Below are 15,084 nucleotides of genomic sequence, written 5' to 3'. Positions count from 1 at the left end.
GCGGGGTGGGGCCCGCCCCGGTTGGGGCGGGCCCGGTGAGGTGTGGGTCAGATCAGGCCGCCGGTGCGGTCGAGGAAGCGCCGGGCCGCCTCGCGCTCCTGGCGGTTCATGTCGTTCGCGATCGCCGAGGTGGAGGTCGACTCGCCGTACTCCAGCAGCTTCTTGGTCAGCATCCGGCGGATGGTGGTGACGGCCTCGATCACGTCCTCGCCCTTGTCCAGACGGTTGATCAGCTGCCGCCAGTTGGCCGCGTCGGCCTGCTTCTCGACCACGCCCTCCAGGAGGAAGGAGGAGATGTGCTCGCCGGAGGCCAGGGCCTTGGTCAGCCGGGCGCGGGCCGCTTCGTCCAGTTCGAACGCGCCCTCGGTGAAGATGCGAAGACCGTGGGCGAGCTGGGCGGGGGTGAGGGCGGTGGCGGTCATGTCGTTCTCCCTTGGGGGGTGGCGGTTTGTGGTGTTGTGTTCTACTTCCATCCTTGACCAAATCGCTTTGGACTAACCCGTAATCCAAAGAGATTTGGCAAAGGAACTTCCAGGAAGCCACAGGTCAACCGGCCCATCAGGCGCGGGGAGGTGTGCCCCGGGGGCCGGTCAGGGGCGCCGCTGGACGGCCTTGTGACTCCCGCTCACCGCCGCAGCTGGGGCCGGGATTCCCGGCCCCCACCAGCCGGCCGCCTACCGGGCGGCACGGTGCTCGGCGATCCGTGCGGCCACCGCCGCGACGACCGCCCGGGTATCCGCGCGCAAGTCGTTGCTCTGCGAGCGATAGATCTCTTCGAACTCGCCGCTGTAGCCGCCGTCCGGGTAGAAGCAGGCCAACCAGCCGCGGTGCTCGCCGACCGGGTACGAGATCTCGTTCTCGCGCGGCCCCTCGGCGCCGTTGATCCAGATCTCGACGTCGTCGCCGAGGTCCATGGCGAGCCACCCGCCGCTGCTGTCGCCCTCGCCCCGCGCGGCGAAGCCGGCGATCCGCAGTTCCCGGTACAGGTAGCTGGCGGCCGTACCGGGGCGGTGGTCGCCGTACCGGGCCATGTCGGTTGCGAGAAGCAGCCCTTTCACGTCGTCGGTGAGCGCGGTGGCGTCGAGGTCGCAGAACGCGCCCTGGATGTCGTGCCCTCCGTGCTCGGCGCCCAGGTACGAGGCGGGCTCGTCGAGCCACATCCGGGCGCCCTCGGAGGTCAGCGTGCTGAGGTCGGGCAGGTTCCACGCCCAGGTGCCGGAGCCGTTGGGGCTCCGGTCGTCCGGGACGGTGACGGACAAGACCGCCCGGCCTGCGGGGTCGTCGAGGACGCCGGCGATCTCGCCGACGACCGCGCTCACGGCGGCCGGGCTGAATCGCATCTCGTAGTCGTCGAGCTCGCCGGCGACTTCCACGCCGGTGCCGTCCGCGCGGCGGACGCGGACCGTCATGGTCGGGTCGTCCTCGAAGACGTGGTTGAAGGCGGCGACGAACAGGCCTGCGGCCTGGGTGCTGGCGGGCATGCCGATGAGGCGCATGGCTGTGCTCCTTCGGGTTGAGAGAGGGGAGGTGGGGCCGGGGCGGGCGGGTTGAAGTCGCCCGCCCCGGCCCGGTCAGCAGGGGGTCACGCGGCGGGGGCGAAGCGCTCCTTCGTCGGCCCGTGGCGGTCGATCGGCTCGCCGGTGATGGCCTCGACGAGGGCGCACAGGATGACCTCGGCGACGGGCGGGGTGACGGCGTTGCCGTACTGGCGGACGCGGTCCCGCTTGGAGCCGAGCACCACGTAGTCCGGGTGGAAGCTCATCGCCCGGCCGATCTCGTGGGGTTCGAGCATCCGGAACAGGACGTCGTTCACGTCGATCTCGCCGGCGACCAGGGCGTACCGGTCGCGAGTGGGCAGGGTACCGATCGGCTCGCTCCTGGCTGCCGTGCTCCGGGTGCTCGAAGGGGGCGCTGCGGACGACCGACGATTCCAGGGTGAGCTGGTCGGAGGTCCGGACCTGCCACTCTTGCCGACGCCCGGATGGGGTGCCGATGCGCTGCCGTACGGGCCAGCGGTGGCCGGCTGTCACGAGGGCCGACATCGCCTTGCCTTCGACCCTCAGCATCTTCGCTTCGGCCACGTTGAAGACGTTCATCCGCTGGACCGGCACCCAGCGGGCGATGCCGTCGCGCGTGTTGAGGCTGGCGACCAGATCCCCGACCGCGACTTGGTCGTATCGCCGCCAGCCACGGGCGGTAAGGATCTCGGTCTCTGTGTCCGCACAGAACCAGTCCATCAAGGTCAACTCGGTGTCGTCGTTGCGGTAGGCGGCCATGGCGCTGCTCCTTGCTTCGGTTGAGGGAGGGGAGGTCAGGCGGAGGGCTGGGCGGGCTCGCCGCAGTCGCCGGGCTTCGTGGACGGCTGGGTGTCGCGGGTCAGGTCGCAGTTGCCGCACTGCGTTTCGTGCCAGTCCTGGTCAAAGCCGCAGGCGCACCACCAGCCGGCGAAGGACCAGGCCCAGGACCCGCCGCCGATGTCGTAGAGGCCGCGGCTGTCCGGCTGGACGATGTCGGTGACCGACTCGGGGCCCTCGTCGAAGTGCCTCCAGCTGATGAGCAGGACGACCGCGCGCGGCTGGCCTTCGCTGTCGGCGCTGCCGTCGATGACGTGCACGGTGTCGTAGGCGTCGTGGCCGTACTGGGCGGCGACCTCTTGGGTGCGGGCGGCGAGCTGGCGGACGGCGTCCAGTGCGAAGTGCGGGTAGAGGAAGCCGTTCCACCGGTTCGTGGGGTCGACCTCGGCCTCGAAGGGGCCGAGCAGGTCGTCGATGCTGACGCGGCTGGTGATGTGGTTGGCGCTCATGCGGGCGCTCCGTTCTTCCCGTGCGGGCATGGGGACGGCCGGGACGCTTGGCGTCCCGGCCGTCGGTTGTCGGGGTGGGGTCAGTCGAAGAGGGTTGCGGGCGGGGGCCCGGCGGGGCGGGCCCCGAGTTCGGGCACGTCCTGGCCGGTCTGCTCGGTCCACCACCTGGCCAGGTGACTCCTGTGGCACCATGCGCCGGGCTTGTTCAGGCGGTCGAAGCAGAGCAGGACCAGCGGGCGGCCGGGCTCGTGGCCTGCGGCGATCGCGGCGAGTTCGGCGGTGATGGCGTCGAGGCCGTGACCGGCGAGCAGGCGCCGGTAGCTGAACTCGTAGGCATCCTCGGGGAGGTTCGCGGCGAGCAGCTGTCGGGTCGGGGTGACGAGCCGGGCGTGGCCGGCGAGCTGGTAGGCGAGGGGGAATCGGGGGTGCCCGGCGGTGGTCCGCACGGGCACGCCCATGACGGGCTGGAACTCTTGGTAGGTGCAGGTGGCGAGGGCGAGCGAATCGCTCACGATGGGGTCCTTTCTCGGTGGAAATGGGTGGAGAGGTGTACCAGTCGGGCGCGCATGGGCGTCCCGGCTAGGCGGCGAACAGGTCGAGCTGGCGGGGCTGGGCCCGGTGCCAGGCGTGGTCGGGGAGGACCCGGCGGCGGCCGGGCCAGGTCTCGGCGGTGACGAGGACGGTGCGGACGTTGGCGCCGGACTCTGCGAAGGCGTCGTCGGGGAGCGGGATGAACTCGCCGTTGGCCTCTTCGATCAGCTCGCGGAGTTCGGTGCTCTTGCGGTCCGTCCACCAGGTGATGCCTGCGGACATGACGGCGACGAGGAGCGCGTCCTCGCCGAGGAAGCCCATGGCGTGCCGGATGTGGTCCAGGCCGCTGTGGAACGGCGGGTTCATCAGGACCCGGTCGAACCCGGTCTCGTAGTCGAGCGGGTCGAGCTGGAGGAAGTCGGCGTGGCGGACGCGGCGGGCTCCGCTGTGCTCGCGGAGGACCTGGGCGCGGCGCTCGTTGATCTCGACGCAGTCGACGACGGCGCCTCGGGCGGCGGCCGGTCCGGCGATGGCCCCGGCGCCGGCTGACGGCTCGAGGACCGTGACGCCCTGGTGGATGCCGGCGAGCGTGAGGATCTCCTCCACCACGGCGGGCGGGGTGGGGAACCATCCTTCGTCCTGCTTGGACGGGAACTCTCCGAGGAGCAGCGATTGCCGCATGAAGTCCTCGATCAGATAAGGGAAGACGTGGGCCCGGACCTTCTGCCTGCCGTCCCACCGGCCGCCGAACTCCTTGAGGATCCGGTTGACCTGGTCGTACACGGGCCGGTCGAGCGGGAACGGGATCTGCACCCGGTCGCGGTTGATGACCGTCCGCCGGTCGGTGAGGACGGCGAGGACTTCGTTCGGGATTCGCATCGGAGGTTCCTTTCGGGCATGCCGGACGGCGCTCACCGCGATTGGCGGGCGCTCTCGGGGTGGGGATTTTGGGGTGGTTGGCACTACTTCCATCCTTGACCAAAACCACTTGGACTAACCGCACAGACCAAGTGGATTTGGTCAACAAAACTTCTAAGAAACCGCAGGTCAGACAGGGTGCGGGGCGCCTCTGGCCGGGGCGGCGTGGACGCCGCTGTGACCGCCGCGAAGCCCTCCGGGGATGGAGGGGGAAGGGGCGCCGCCTACGTCCCAGGAGAGGGCAGGTGACGCCTGGGCGGCTGCCGGGGCGTCAGCTGGGGGACGGCCGGGGCTGTGCGCGCCGCTTGTTCGCCAGCCCCCGACGGTCAGGTGCTCCGGGGCGAATGAGCTTCCGGCGGTTCATCACCGACTGCCTGGAGCGACCGAATGCCGCACCCAGCTCCGCATCAGGCTGATCCCAGTGGTCGAGCAACCACCGGTCCTCGCCGCATCCAATGGCACCTGCGTCCCTCTGCGATACGCCCGTGGATCCATTCGAGCGCATCGATTGCCTTCTGCTTCTTGACCCGCATGTCCGGGAGGCAGGCCGTCAGCAGGTGGTCCAACTGATGTGTCTGAGCAACCGCCCACCTCCAGTGCATGTTCTTCCTCGCGCCCTGATGGCAGCCGACGTATCCGAATCCCCAGACTTCGGCGAACCACCTGCAAAGGTCCTCGCCGTCATTCACCACGCCTTGGGTGATGTTGACCTGGTAATGGGACCCTTGGATGCAGATACTGCCCTCGCCGTCGATCATGGCGGCCGTATAAGCAATCACTCGCTCACTCGGTAGCTCGTAGTGTGGGTACATGCTCGGTCTCCTTCGTTCGGGCAGCGGCTGCGCCCCGCCCGGGTGGGCGGGGCGCAGCCGGCTGGTGGTCAGGCGGAGGCGGCGGCCTCCGGGTTGATCTGGATGCTGTTCGCGCGGACCGCGGCGATGGCCTGGGCCTGGCGGAGGTTCTTCATGGCGCGCATCGCAACGTCCCGCAGGTGCTCGATGCGCAGGGCGTGGCCGGGGACGCCGCCGGGGGTACCGGCGAGGAGGAGTGCCAGCTCCTCGGGGTCGGCGGTGGCCAGCTCGGCGAGGATCGCGCCCGCGTTGCCGAGCCGGTCGATCTTGCCGACCCACTTGGTGCGCTCGGAGACGATGCGCTCGCGCTCCTCCTCGGGGACGTCGAGGGCTCCGGGGAGGGCGTCCTGGTCGCTGCCGGGTGTGGCGGCCTCTTCGGCGAGGACGAAGAAGCTGCCCTGCTCTGCCTGCCGCTTCTCTTCCGCTCGGGCGGCCTGGGCGAAGGCCTCCGCTTCCCGGGTGCTCTTGAAGTCGCCCCGGGCGTACCGGGTGAGGAACCGCATCTGGTTGTCGCAGTTCAGCAAGGACACGTACCAGGCGAGGCCGACGGGCAGGTGGCCCTTGCCGAGGGCTTCGCGGGCGGGCTCGCACAGCCGGAGGAGGTCGATCCTCCAGCCGACGTAGGCCGAGGACTTGCCGACCATTTCGGCGACCTCTTCGATGCTGTACTCGGCGTCGACCAGGCGCTGGAACGCCATGGCTTCCTCGACGGGGGTCATGTCGAGGCGCCCGCAGTTCTCGGCAACCGCCTTGGCGAAGGTCTCGCGGGAACCTTCCGGGACGCCGTGCATGACGAGCGCGGTCATCTCGGTGAGGCCCGCGATCTTGGCGGCCCGCCACCGGCGCTCGCCCATGACCAACGTAAACCGCTTGGTGCTGGGCACGTACCGGACGGTGATCGGCTGGAGCTGCCCGAGCTTCTTCATCGAAGCGGCCAGCTCGTTCAGCTTGGCCTCGTTGAACTCTTCACGAGGCTGACCGGGGTCCCGGTCGATGCGGTCGACCGGGATGGTCTTCTGAACCGTCTTCGGTTCGGCCGCCGTGGGGGCCGCCAGCTTGCTGGCCGGGGCCTTCTTGGCGGGTGCCGCCTTCTTGGGGGCCGGGGCCTTCCTGGTGGAAGTGGTGGCCTGAGTGGTGGTGGTGACGGTCATAATCGCTCCCTGTTGATTTGTCATGGATGGTGTGTTGTTGATCTACTTCCATCCTTGGCCAAATCCACTTGGACTAACCGTGCAATCCAAGTGGATTTGGCAAAGAAACTTCTAAGGAGCCACAGGTCAGGGCTGGTTCGCCTCGCGGCGGGCGGCGACCTCGGCGAGCACCCGTTGCATCTCTTCGCCGCTCATGCGCCCGGCCACCTTGCTGTACTCGATCGGGTACGTCACCCCTCGCAGCTGGTGCTCGGCGGCCGTCACCACCTTGGCCACGTTCAGCGTGTACGGGACTGTCAGCGTCTTCGGGTTCACCCGCAGCACCTCGTACCAGGTGCCGCCAGACCGCACGAAGTCGCCCTTGGTGAAGTCGTCCCGGGACCAGATCTTCACGCCGTTCGCCTCGGCCTCGGCGATGACCTCCCGCCAGTAACCGATCTCCTCGGCGAGTTCGCCGTGCCGCCGGCCCAGCTCCTCCCAGGACTCGGCGATCTGGTCGGTACGCGCGACGTCCTCGACGAGGCACCGCAGGGTGCGGATCTGCTGCCGCTCGACCCTGCGCAGGTCGGCCTCCTTGACGTCGATCCGGCGGAGCGTCACCCCGGGACTGCGCCGGTGCTTCTCGTAGTCAGCCGAGGCGACCGCCCAGACTGAGCGCCGCTTCGACTTGGTCACCCAGCTGCCGGGCTGACCTTGCCCGCGTAATCTTGTTCCCTCACTCGGGGAGGGGCATTGAGCAAGGTTGTTTTCGTGCACGGCGTCGGCAAGCAGTACCTGAGCGAGGATTCCTTGGCACGGGACGTCGTTCCCGAACTCCAGGGCGGCACACGCCTGGCGGGTGGACCGGTGCCTTCGTCCGACGACGTGGGGGTGGCCTTCTACGGTGACCTGTTCCGGCCACGCGGCACCCGCGCGGGGGCCGAACTCCCGTACGACGAGGGCGATGTCGACAACGACGCGGAGTTCGCCCTCCTGATGGAGTGGTGGGCCGAGGCGGCGCGCACCGACCCCGCGGTCCCGGATCCCGTAGCCACCGGTACGCGGGGCCCCGTGGGCTGGACCGCCTCCCGGACCCTCCGGCTCAACGCCGTACGAGCAGCTCTGGACGCCCTCACGGGCGCCCGGTACCTGCGAGGAGTCCTCGACCGCGCGCTGATCGGCAGTCTCAAGCAGATGACCGGCTACTTCACCGACGAGGAGATCCGGCGTGCGGCGCAGGACCGGCTGGCCGCGCGGATCACCCCGAGGACACGGGTCGTCGTGGCCCATTCGCTCGGGTCGGTCATCGCCTACGAGACGCTCTGCGACCCGCGGCGCAACGCCGAATGGGACATCCCAATGCTCGTCACCCTGGGATCGCCGCTGGGCATGCGCGCCCTCGTCCTCGACCGGCTCGAACCGGCGCCCGAGAACTGCCGGGCCGTGTGGCCAAAGCCGTTGCGGGCATGGACCAACATCGCCGACGACACCGACATCGTCGCCGTCGTACGCGAACTCGGCCCTTCCTTCGGCGACGGCGTGCGGGACGTGGCGGTGCACAACGGCAGCCACATGCACGACGCCACGCGGTACCTGACCGCCGTCGAGACGGGGCGGGCCATCTTGACGGGCCTGCTGCCGGGGAACGGGCCTGTCTGATGCGTTACCTCATCGCTGCGGGCACCCGCCACTACCGGGAAGCCCCCGAACTCCCCCTGGCCCACAAGGACGTCGACCAGGCGACCGAGCTGTTCGTGGCGATGGGCTACGAGCGTGTCCTGACGGCCGTCTCCTACGACCCGGACTGCGAGTCCTTCGAGAACGCTTTGGCCGACTGGTGCCACACCCCCGGACTGACCGCTGACGACGTCGTCGTTGTGTACTACGCCGGGCACGGGGACCGCTCCCCAGCCGGCCAGTACCGTCTGGCCTGCGCTGACAGCGAGCCGGGGCGACCCCGCTCGTGGCTGTCACTGCCCAACCTTGCCGAAATCCTTGCCACATCACCGGTCCGCAACGTCCTGTTTGTGGTGGACGCCTGTCACGCGGCGGCGGCCACGGCGGAGATTGGCACCGTCACCGACACCATCGTGGCCGGCCGGGGACGCGGCGACGGATTCGGCGCGGGCACCTGGCTGCTGGCCTCCGCCCGGCATCGCGATCTGGCGGTCGACGGCGCCTTCGTGACCGAAATGGCCGAGGCGAGCCATCGGGGTGACGGGCCATCGCAACGGTACCTGGCGCCGAGCACGCTTGCCGAGCGGATCAATCGTTCCCTAACGGCGGCGGGGCTGGCCCAGCGGGCCGCGTGCTCGTCCGTCGACCAGTCCGAGCGGCCCCCATTCTTCGTGAACCCCTCCTTCGACCCGCGCGCCGAAGTCATGGGCGACGGGCGCACGGTCTTCGACGCCTCCGACCTCTCCTCGCACTTCGAGCCGCGCGGCCGTGGTGTGGAGCATGTGCACGACCCCGGTTCTTACTTCACCGGACGTGAGCGGGCCCTGCGGGTGGCACGCGCCCATCTGGAGGGCGACGAGCAGGGCCGAGCCCTGGTCGTCACCGCCGACCCCGGCTCGGGCAAGTCCGCTGTCCTGGGCCGACTGGTGCTGGAGGGCTGTGCTGACGCCTCCGTCAACGCGCACCATCAAACGCTGGAGGCCCTAATACAGCGCATCGCCGCCGCGGCGGACGTCCGCGCGGGCACGCCGGTAGCCCTGTGCACCGCCCTCATGGACCGGGAACGCCCCTTCCGGATCGTCGTCGACTCGCTCGACGAGGCAGGTTCAGCGGGTGACAAGGCCGAGGCCCGCCGCATCGCGTGGGAACTGCTCCGCCCCCTCGCGGCGGTGGCCTGTGTCCGGCTCGTAGTCGGCTCACGTCGCGAGCTGCTGCCCCACCTCGGTGGCCACATGCCGGTGATCGACCTCGACGACGGTGAGTATGCGCAGGACACAAGGCCAGCCGAGTACGTGGCGAAGATCCTCTGCGACGAGGGGGCACCGTACGAACACCGGCCGGACGTGGCCCGCCGGGTCGCCCGCGAGGTAGCCCGCCGGGCCGGGAGGTGTTTCCTGGTCGCCCGGATGACGGCGAGCGCGCTGTTGCGCGGCCCGGTCGTCGACACCACCACGCCGGGCTGGGCCGAGCAACTGCCCTCGGACGTGGGAGGCGCCTTCGAGGCGTATCTCCAGCGACTGCCGCAGGAGCGGCACGCCAAGACCATGGCCCTGCTCACCGTGCTGGCCTTCGGAGAGGGCAACGGCCTGCCGCGCCGTCTTTGGGTGCGGGTGGCAACGCAGCTCTCGGGCATCCCCCTCGTCCAGGCGGACGTCGACTTGCTGCTGGACGAGGACGGCTCCTATCTGGCGCACGCCGAAGTGGACGGCACGAAGTACTTCCGTTTGTACCACCAAGAACTGACGGATCATCTGAAGTGGCGGGCGCTCAAATACCGCGATCTGGCGGACCTTCAGGAGTGCTTCGTGGCGACCCTGCTGGAGCTCGTGCCCGACCGGAACTGGTTGCATGCGCATCGTTACGTCCGCACCCACCTGTCTACGCACGCCGCGGCTTCGGGAGAACTGGACGATCTCATCGAAGATGCCTCGTTCGTCATCCACGCCGACCCGGCGACGCTGCTGCCAGCGGTACGGCGAGCACTGCGCCGTCCCACGCTCGCCCTCGCCGTCGAGCGCTACGCCTACCTCGTCGCCAACACCGACTCCGCCCGGGTCGACAAGCCAGCTCTGCTGGCTTTCGTCGCGGCGACACACGGGGAGCGCGCGCTGTCCGGGCAGGCCCAGGACCTGTCGGTCGTGCTGGAGCGCGTGCAGGTGGAGCCACGGGAGATCACCCCGCATCGCGTGGTAGGCCGGCACGACGGGGACGCTTTTGCGATCCGCTCGGTCAACATGGGGTGGCAGATAGAGGACCTGGTCCTGCCGGACGGTGGCCACGTCGTGCTCGCGGCGCCTCCGTCAGCCCCCTACGTGCACGTGTGGTGGCTCGACGACCCCTCTCAGTCGACCCTGCTGCCGCATCCCGCCGACGTCGCGGGACTCGCTCTGCTCATTGACGGTGCGAGCCCGGCGCAGGCAGTGACTCTCGACGCCAGGGGGGACATCCGAATATGGGACGTCGCCGACCAGACGCTGCTCCACACCGCCCCCAGTGGGGCAACGCTGCTGTTCGACGCGGGGTTCCACGACGACGGCACACCCGTGGTCGTGTACGGGGACGCCGAACAGGTCCGCGTGTGCACGCTGCCCCTGCTGGAACCACTGGTCCAGGTGGCCTGCGAGACATCCGCGAAGAACGATGTCGACACGCCTAGGGCATCCGCCTGCCTCACCCACGACGCCGACGGCCGCGTCCGGCTCCTGCTGTGCGACGTGGTGCGCGGTCGTGTCACCCTGCACTCCCTAGACGCGGAGGGGGACGTCGACGTCCTGCTCGACGACTGCATCCGCCCCTTCCTGGCCGACCGCATCCATGGCGGTCAGGGCACCGTCGCCGCGGTGTGCGAGCCGCGCACCCGGGTGACGCTGATCGGCACGGGATCGGGGCGGATCGTGGCCTTGCCGTTCAACGGTTTCGCCTGGCAGGAGAGCGGCTTCGCCCTGAGCAGCGAGGACGACCCCGTGTTCGTGACGCAGGACCACTACGATCTGCTCATCGCGCGTCTCGACGGCCCCGCAGAACGCATCACGGCCCGGGACAAGGAAGCCGACCATGCGCGTCTCCTGGCACCCGTGCTGGTGCGGGACGGGCTATACGCCGCGACGACCAGCTACGGAAGCCAGGTCAGCGTGGTCAGCTGCACGACCGCGGACGCCGTGGGTTCACCGCTGTGGGGGCACGAGGGCGCAGTCTGCGCCCTCCGGCTACTGCCCGCTCCCGGTGAATCGGGACCCGACATCCTGGCGGTGGGCAACGACGGGACCGCTCGACTGTGGCGGTGGGCCGACCACGACAGCCCGGGCGACCCGCGATCCGCACCGCCAGAGCTGTCCGCTCCGGAGATCGACTCAATCATCGCCTGGCCCGAGGACTCCACCGGCGTCATGGCCGTCTCCGGCCGCTTGGTCCGGCGCGTTGCCCCCATCCCGGAGCCCCCCGGCACCACGTTCGACCTGGTCGAGGAGCTGTTCGTCGACGCAGTCTCCGAACAGGAGCGCGCTGTGGACCCGGACGGCTCGCTCCAGCTCCTGACCTGGGACTACACGGGCCACGTGAAGCCGGACGTCCACTCCGACCTGCCCGGGTGGTCCAGTTCCGTGCCGTACTCCCAAGCGGTCTGGCACCGCATCGCCCCGGGCGAACCCGCCGAACACACGAACCTGACCTGGCTGGAGGGGTGGGCCTATCTCGGGGTCCAGGCGCACCTGCTGCCACCGACATCAAGCCATCCGCACACCCGGCTGCTGGGCCTGGACGCAGTCCGCGGCCGGGTGAGACTCCTCGACACCCCGCACTCCACTCCTGGGTGGACCAACCTTCCCTGGCCGGTCGATCCGAGCAACGACTGGGTCTGCTCGGCGGCCTTCACCACCCTGGCAGGAACCACCGTGCTGCTGACGGGCACCCGCCCGATCTGGCGCTGGGAAAGCAGCGTGGCGGGCCGATGCGACCGCTCGGTCGAAGGCGAGGCTCCGCGGACCGGCGTCACGGAGGGCCGGCTGTGGGACGTCTCAGCGGGCACGCCCGGCAGGGGCACGCCGCTGGAACTCCTCGGCGACGTCTTCCTCCTTCTGCCGCACCACTCCAAAGCTGGGACGCGGTGGGTGGCCCAGCAGGGGCGAGAGGGCACGACGGAAGTCATCGATCTGTCGACGGACAGCCGGTACCGGGTCCGGCCGAGCCAGCCGGTGGCCGAACCCCGTTCGAACATCGGTCACCGGTTGATCTCCGAAGTCGACGTCTTCCTGCGCTGGACCGAGTTGTCCGACGGAGGCGCCGTCCTGCTCCTCCTGGACCCGGAGGCCTGCGACGACGCTCATGCGGCCCCGGTCACCGTCTGGGATTCCGCCGCCCCCGACACCCCGCGTCAGCTGGGTGTACCGGCCTGCCGGTTGCTGTGGACGGGACGGGTCCCGGCCGGCGACACGCTGGTCGCGGTGAGCGACGAACAGGGCGTGGCACTGTGCCATCTACCGAGTGGCGAGAAGGTGTGGTCGGCGCCTCTCCCGGCGCTCGTCACCTCCCTCGCCGCCCTGCCCGCGAGCCCCGTCCTCGACCTCGCCGTCGGCACCCAGCAGGGGGTGGTTTTCCTGCGACCCCGGCTGTCCCGGGCCTGGCGGGAGCGGCTCGGTTACGGGTGACCGGACCTTTCGGGACGGCAGCCAGAAGGTCGAAGAGGCGTCGGACTTCGTCCTGCAAAAGGTCAATGGAGCCGTGGCGCTGCACCGCGTACTGCCGCAGGTGGTCGAGGTGGTTCGCGGCAGTGGCGGGCTGGGCCAGCCCGAGGGGTATGCCGAGGTGATGAGCAAGCTTCCTGTCCTGAATGACGAGTTCGTCGACATCGATGGACAGCGCGCAATCAGCTCGGGTGCCGACTTCCGGCGCGTCGGCCCAACAGAAGTGCCCTCGGCCCGGGTGTGACTGATCGTGATGTCGGCCATGCGTCGTTCCTTCCGTACGTGGTCCGCCCGGGCGCGCTGCGGTGCGCGCCCGGCCGGTGGGTGAAGGGGTCAGGCGGGGTGGACGTCGTGCTGTGCGATCCCGAGGAAGGTGGCCAGGCCGCGCCGGGTGTGCGTGCGGGCCGACCGGTACAGCGATTCGTCGTCGGGGCCGGTGATCTCGAACCCGTCCGGGAAGAGGTCGACGGCGATGCCCGTGCCGCCGGTGATCGCGGTGCGCATGGCGGTGGCGAGGATCTCGTCGCCGGTGTCCTCGCGCTCCGGCGGGTCGGGGAGCTTGCCCGCCATGTCCAGGTGGATCAGCTTGTCGACCCGTGCGGCGAGGGCCTGCCTGCGGGGGCTCATGTCGTGGGCGTCGAAGAACGTGGCGTCGACGACCGCGCGGAGCAACTGCTCGATCTCGTCGGCGGTGAAGTGGGGGGCGAGCTTGCCCGTGGACCGGGAGGTGCTCGCGCTCATCGGGTGTCCCTTCGGGATGTGGTCCGGCCCGGGGCCCGTGCCTCGCTGGGAGGCCGGGCCGCCGGGCCGGTGGGTGGGTGAGGTGAGGGGCAGTCAGGCGAGGGTGCGACCGAGGGTGCGCGCCCAGTGCTCGAAGTCCATCGGGGCGTAGTAGCCGTCCGTGGCGCCGATGCCGTCGTACACGTACCGCGCGTAGTCCGCGCGCGAGGGGGCCGCAGCGGGCGTCCGCTCGGGCTCGGTCCACGGAGTGGCCTCCACGTCGGCCGCGTGGCGGGCGTCGAAGCCGGCCAGGTACTCGTCCATCTCGGCCTGGCCTGCTGCCCGCAGGTCGGCGAGCGTCGCCGGGTTCGGGTTGGCGCGGTACGCGGCCTCTGCGGCCTGGCGGGCGATGGTGGCGGGGGACGGGGTGTGAGGCATGGTGGCGCTCCTTCGGCTGAGGGTTGAGGGGGGAGCCGGCGGGGCCCAGTGGGGCCCCGCCGGGGAGGGTCAGAGGAGGCGGCTTGCCGCCATGGCGGACTCGACGATTCCGGCGGTCTGGGCCCAGGTGGCGGGGACGTCGAGGAAGTCGGTGCCGCCGCAGCCCTCCCGGTAGGTGATGGCCGCCGGGTACGGCTTCGGGGCGTTGGCGGGGGGCAGCTGGACCGAGTACGTGTAGCCGTTGTGGCTGACCTCGGTGACGGGGCCGAGGTTGGTGACCTTCCACGAGGTGGAACGGGCGGCCTCGGCGAACACGGCCTTGGTGGTGGCGGCTTCCACTTTGCCCTCCTTTGTCAGTATTTGGTGTTACTTACATCCTTTCGCGATGACTCCCTGTCCAAACCAATTTGGACAGGGAGATCACACGGAAATCAGAACAGCCTTTGCGACTCAGGGCAGCCTTCGCGGATGGAGGCGAACTCACCGAACTGGGCCGCTTCGTGGCCGGGGTCGAGGTGTTCAACGCGTACCCACTGGCCGTTCCGGGCGGCGATCTCGGCGAAGTCCTCGCCGGTCTTCCAGAGGGCGCCCCGGTCGAGTTCGCCCCGGCTGACGGTCCGCCGTACGGCCACCGCCGGGTTTACCTGACCCTCGCGGGCGAGTCGCCGGGAAAGGTTCAAGGCGTCCTCGACGCCCCCGGCTTCGATAATCCGGTCGATCTCTACACAGGCTTCGGCAATCAACATGATGGGCTCTCTTTCTCTTCGGTGGGCCACCCGCCGAATGACGGGTGGAATGTGTGGGGGCCCGTGGCTTCTCTTTTTTGTTGTTACCTACATCCTTTCTTTTGGACCCATTAGCCAAACCAATTTGGACAAAGATGTGCCGGGGGATTTTGGCCTCTGACCAGGCCAGATCCCCCCGTTACCTTCTTCGTGGCCCCGCAATGGGGCTCCCGGCCTCCGGTCCGGCATGACTGTTCCCCCCTGTAGTTCGCATGATCCGGGGGGTGGTGTCACCGGGCCGGAGGCATCGGTAGACCGCTAATAGAGGCAGGACCACCAGCGTGCTGGGAGGCTCTTCGTAACGTGGATGCCGGCGACTGATGCCACGCCAACGAGGCCGGGACAGCACGACCTCGTAAGGGATCAGCGTGATCGACACCGGCGATGTGGACGTCTTCCTCGGCCTGGACGTCGGCAAGGGCGAGCACCACGGAACCGCGGTGACCCGGGCCGGAAAGCGGGTCTTCGACAAGCGGCTGCCGAACAGCGAGCCCAAGATGCGGGCCGTTCTCGACAAGCTCACCGCCAAGCACGGCACCGTCCTGGTCGTCG

General features: G+C 69.5%; 17 protein-coding genes. 4 read left to right on the top strand and 13 right to left on the bottom strand.

All coding sequences use genetic code 11. The features are described 5' to 3' along the window. Window positions 1-47 precede the first annotated feature (47 nt). The 9 genes from B085_RS0114225 to B085_RS42315 form a co-directional block, all read right to left on the bottom strand. Window positions 48-422, bottom strand: a complete 375-nt coding sequence (locus B085_RS0114225; RefSeq protein ID WP_018559234.1) for a hypothetical protein — start codon at window positions 420-422, stop codon at window positions 48-50. A 252-nt stretch (window positions 423-674) separates the two neighbouring features. Next, a complete protein-coding gene (locus B085_RS46900; RefSeq protein WP_018559233.1) occupies window positions 675-1,496 on the bottom strand; it encodes a hypothetical protein in 822 nt (273 codons plus the stop codon). An 86-nt stretch (window positions 1,497-1,582) separates the two neighbouring features. Next, the gene (locus B085_RS0114215; RefSeq protein WP_018559232.1) at window positions 1,583-1,813 is read right to left on the bottom strand and encodes a DNA cytosine methyltransferase; all 231 of its coding nucleotides are present in this window, start codon (window positions 1,811-1,813) and stop codon (window positions 1,583-1,585) included. A 498-nt stretch (window positions 1,814-2,311) separates the two neighbouring features. Then, window positions 2,312-2,803 carry a hypothetical protein gene (locus tag B085_RS42320; protein ID WP_018559230.1) on the bottom strand — a complete coding sequence of 164 codons (492 nt, stop codon included), beginning with the start codon at window positions 2,801-2,803 and terminating at the stop codon, window positions 2,312-2,314. A gap of 80 nt (window positions 2,804-2,883) precedes the next feature. Then, window positions 2,884-3,315 carry a hypothetical protein gene (locus B085_RS0114200; RefSeq protein ID WP_018559229.1) on the bottom strand — a complete coding sequence of 144 codons (432 nt, stop codon included), beginning with the start codon at window positions 3,313-3,315 and terminating at the stop codon, window positions 2,884-2,886. Window positions 3,316-3,382: 67 nt separating this feature from the next. Next, window positions 3,383-4,213, bottom strand: coding sequence for a methyltransferase (locus tag B085_RS0114195; RefSeq protein WP_018559228.1), 831 nt, complete (start codon window positions 4,211-4,213; stop codon window positions 3,383-3,385). A 446-nt stretch (window positions 4,214-4,659) separates the two neighbouring features. After that, complete coding sequence (locus tag B085_RS0114190; protein WP_018559227.1) at window positions 4,660-5,064, bottom strand: hypothetical protein; 405 nt, start codon at window positions 5,062-5,064, stop codon at window positions 4,660-4,662. 68 nt (window positions 5,065-5,132) lie between these two features. After that, complete coding sequence (locus B085_RS0114185) at window positions 5,133-6,254, bottom strand: ParB/RepB/Spo0J family partition protein (RefSeq protein WP_018559226.1); 1,122 nt, start codon at window positions 6,252-6,254, stop codon at window positions 5,133-5,135. A gap of 126 nt (window positions 6,255-6,380) precedes the next feature. Beyond that, window positions 6,381-6,929 (bottom strand): hypothetical protein, encoded by a 549-nt coding sequence (locus B085_RS42315; protein WP_018559225.1) that lies wholly within the window; start codon window positions 6,927-6,929, stop codon window positions 6,381-6,383. A gap of 57 nt (window positions 6,930-6,986) precedes the next feature. On the opposite strand from B085_RS42315, the gene B085_RS0114175 reads away from it, so the two are divergent. The 3 genes from B085_RS0114175 (at window position 6,987) to B085_RS0114165 (ending at window position 12,833) form a co-directional block, all read left to right on the top strand. Continuing rightward, window positions 6,987-7,892 (top strand): hypothetical protein, encoded by a 906-nt coding sequence (locus tag B085_RS0114175; RefSeq protein WP_026251025.1) that lies wholly within the window; start codon window positions 6,987-6,989, stop codon window positions 7,890-7,892. Beyond that, complete coding sequence (locus B085_RS0114170; protein ID WP_026251024.1) at window positions 7,892-12,553, top strand: caspase family protein; 4,662 nt, start codon at window positions 7,892-7,894, stop codon at window positions 12,551-12,553. Before B085_RS0114175 ends, B085_RS0114170 begins: the two co-directional genes overlap by 1 nt. Window positions 12,554-12,626: 73 nt before the next feature. After that, complete coding sequence (locus B085_RS0114165) at window positions 12,627-12,833, top strand: hypothetical protein (protein WP_018559223.1); 207 nt, start codon at window positions 12,627-12,629, stop codon at window positions 12,831-12,833. Window positions 12,834-12,922: 89 nt separating this feature from the next. Here the strand turns inward: B085_RS0114165 and B085_RS0114160 are convergent, their stop codons facing one another. From B085_RS0114160 to B085_RS0114145, 4 genes are all read right to left on the bottom strand, one after another. Beyond that, window positions 12,923-13,330 (bottom strand): hypothetical protein, encoded by a 408-nt coding sequence (locus B085_RS0114160; protein WP_018559222.1) that lies wholly within the window; start codon window positions 13,328-13,330, stop codon window positions 12,923-12,925. Between the two features lie 93 nt (window positions 13,331-13,423). After that, window positions 13,424-13,747, bottom strand: coding sequence for a hypothetical protein (locus tag B085_RS0114155; protein WP_018559221.1), 324 nt, complete (start codon window positions 13,745-13,747; stop codon window positions 13,424-13,426). A 69-nt stretch (window positions 13,748-13,816) separates the two neighbouring features. Further along, a complete protein-coding gene (locus B085_RS0114150; RefSeq protein WP_018559220.1) occupies window positions 13,817-14,086 on the bottom strand; it encodes a hypothetical protein in 270 nt (89 codons plus the stop codon). A gap of 92 nt (window positions 14,087-14,178) precedes the next feature. Then, window positions 14,179-14,493 (bottom strand): hypothetical protein, encoded by a 315-nt coding sequence (locus tag B085_RS0114145; protein WP_026251023.1) that lies wholly within the window; start codon window positions 14,491-14,493, stop codon window positions 14,179-14,181. Between the two features lie 407 nt (window positions 14,494-14,900). On the opposite strand from B085_RS0114145, the gene B085_RS0114140 reads away from it, so the two are divergent. Then, window positions 14,901-15,084, top strand: a 184-nt coding sequence (locus B085_RS0114140; RefSeq protein WP_018559218.1) for an IS110 family transposase, incomplete at its 3' end; no start/stop codon positions are given.

The sequence above is a fragment of the Streptomyces sp. BoleA5 genome, assembly GCF_000373665.1.
Taxonomy (GTDB): domain Bacteria; phylum Actinomycetota; class Actinomycetes; order Streptomycetales; family Streptomycetaceae; genus Actinacidiphila.
The sequence above is the reverse complement of the archived record's forward strand: the minus strand, read 5'-3'. Positions and strand labels throughout refer to the sequence as shown.

Bases quoted from the DNA above. Each gene is read 5' to 3' on its own strand.
- B085_RS0114190 (WP_018559227.1), bottom strand. From the start codon at position 5,064: ATGTACCCACACTACGAGCTACCGAGTGAGCGAGTGATTGCTTATACG.
- B085_RS0114170 (WP_026251024.1), top strand. From the start codon at position 7,892: ATGCGTTACCTCATCGCTGCGGGCACCCGCCACTACCGGGAAGCCCCC.
- B085_RS0114155 (WP_018559221.1), bottom strand. From the start codon at position 13,747: ATGCCTCACACCCCGTCCCCCGCCACCATCGCCCGCCAGGCCGCAGAG.
- B085_RS46900 (WP_018559233.1), bottom strand. From the start codon at position 1,496: ATGCGCCTCATCGGCATGCCCGCCAGCACCCAGGCCGCAGGCCTGTTC.
- B085_RS0114145 (WP_026251023.1), bottom strand. From the start codon at position 14,493: ATGTTGATTGCCGAAGCCTGTGTAGAGATCGACCGGATTATCGAAGCC.
- B085_RS0114160 (WP_018559222.1), bottom strand. From the start codon at position 13,330: ATGAGCGCGAGCACCTCCCGGTCCACGGGCAAGCTCGCCCCCCACTTC.
- B085_RS0114185 (WP_018559226.1), bottom strand. From the start codon at position 6,254: ATGACCGTCACCACCACCACTCAGGCCACCACTTCCACCAGGAAGGCC.
- B085_RS42320 (WP_018559230.1), bottom strand. From the start codon at position 2,803: ATGAGCGCCAACCACATCACCAGCCGCGTCAGCATCGACGACCTGCTC.
- B085_RS0114195 (WP_018559228.1), bottom strand. From the start codon at position 4,213: ATGCGAATCCCGAACGAAGTCCTCGCCGTCCTCACCGACCGGCGGACG.
- B085_RS0114225 (WP_018559234.1), bottom strand. From the start codon at position 422: ATGACCGCCACCGCCCTCACCCCCGCCCAGCTCGCCCACGGTCTTCGC.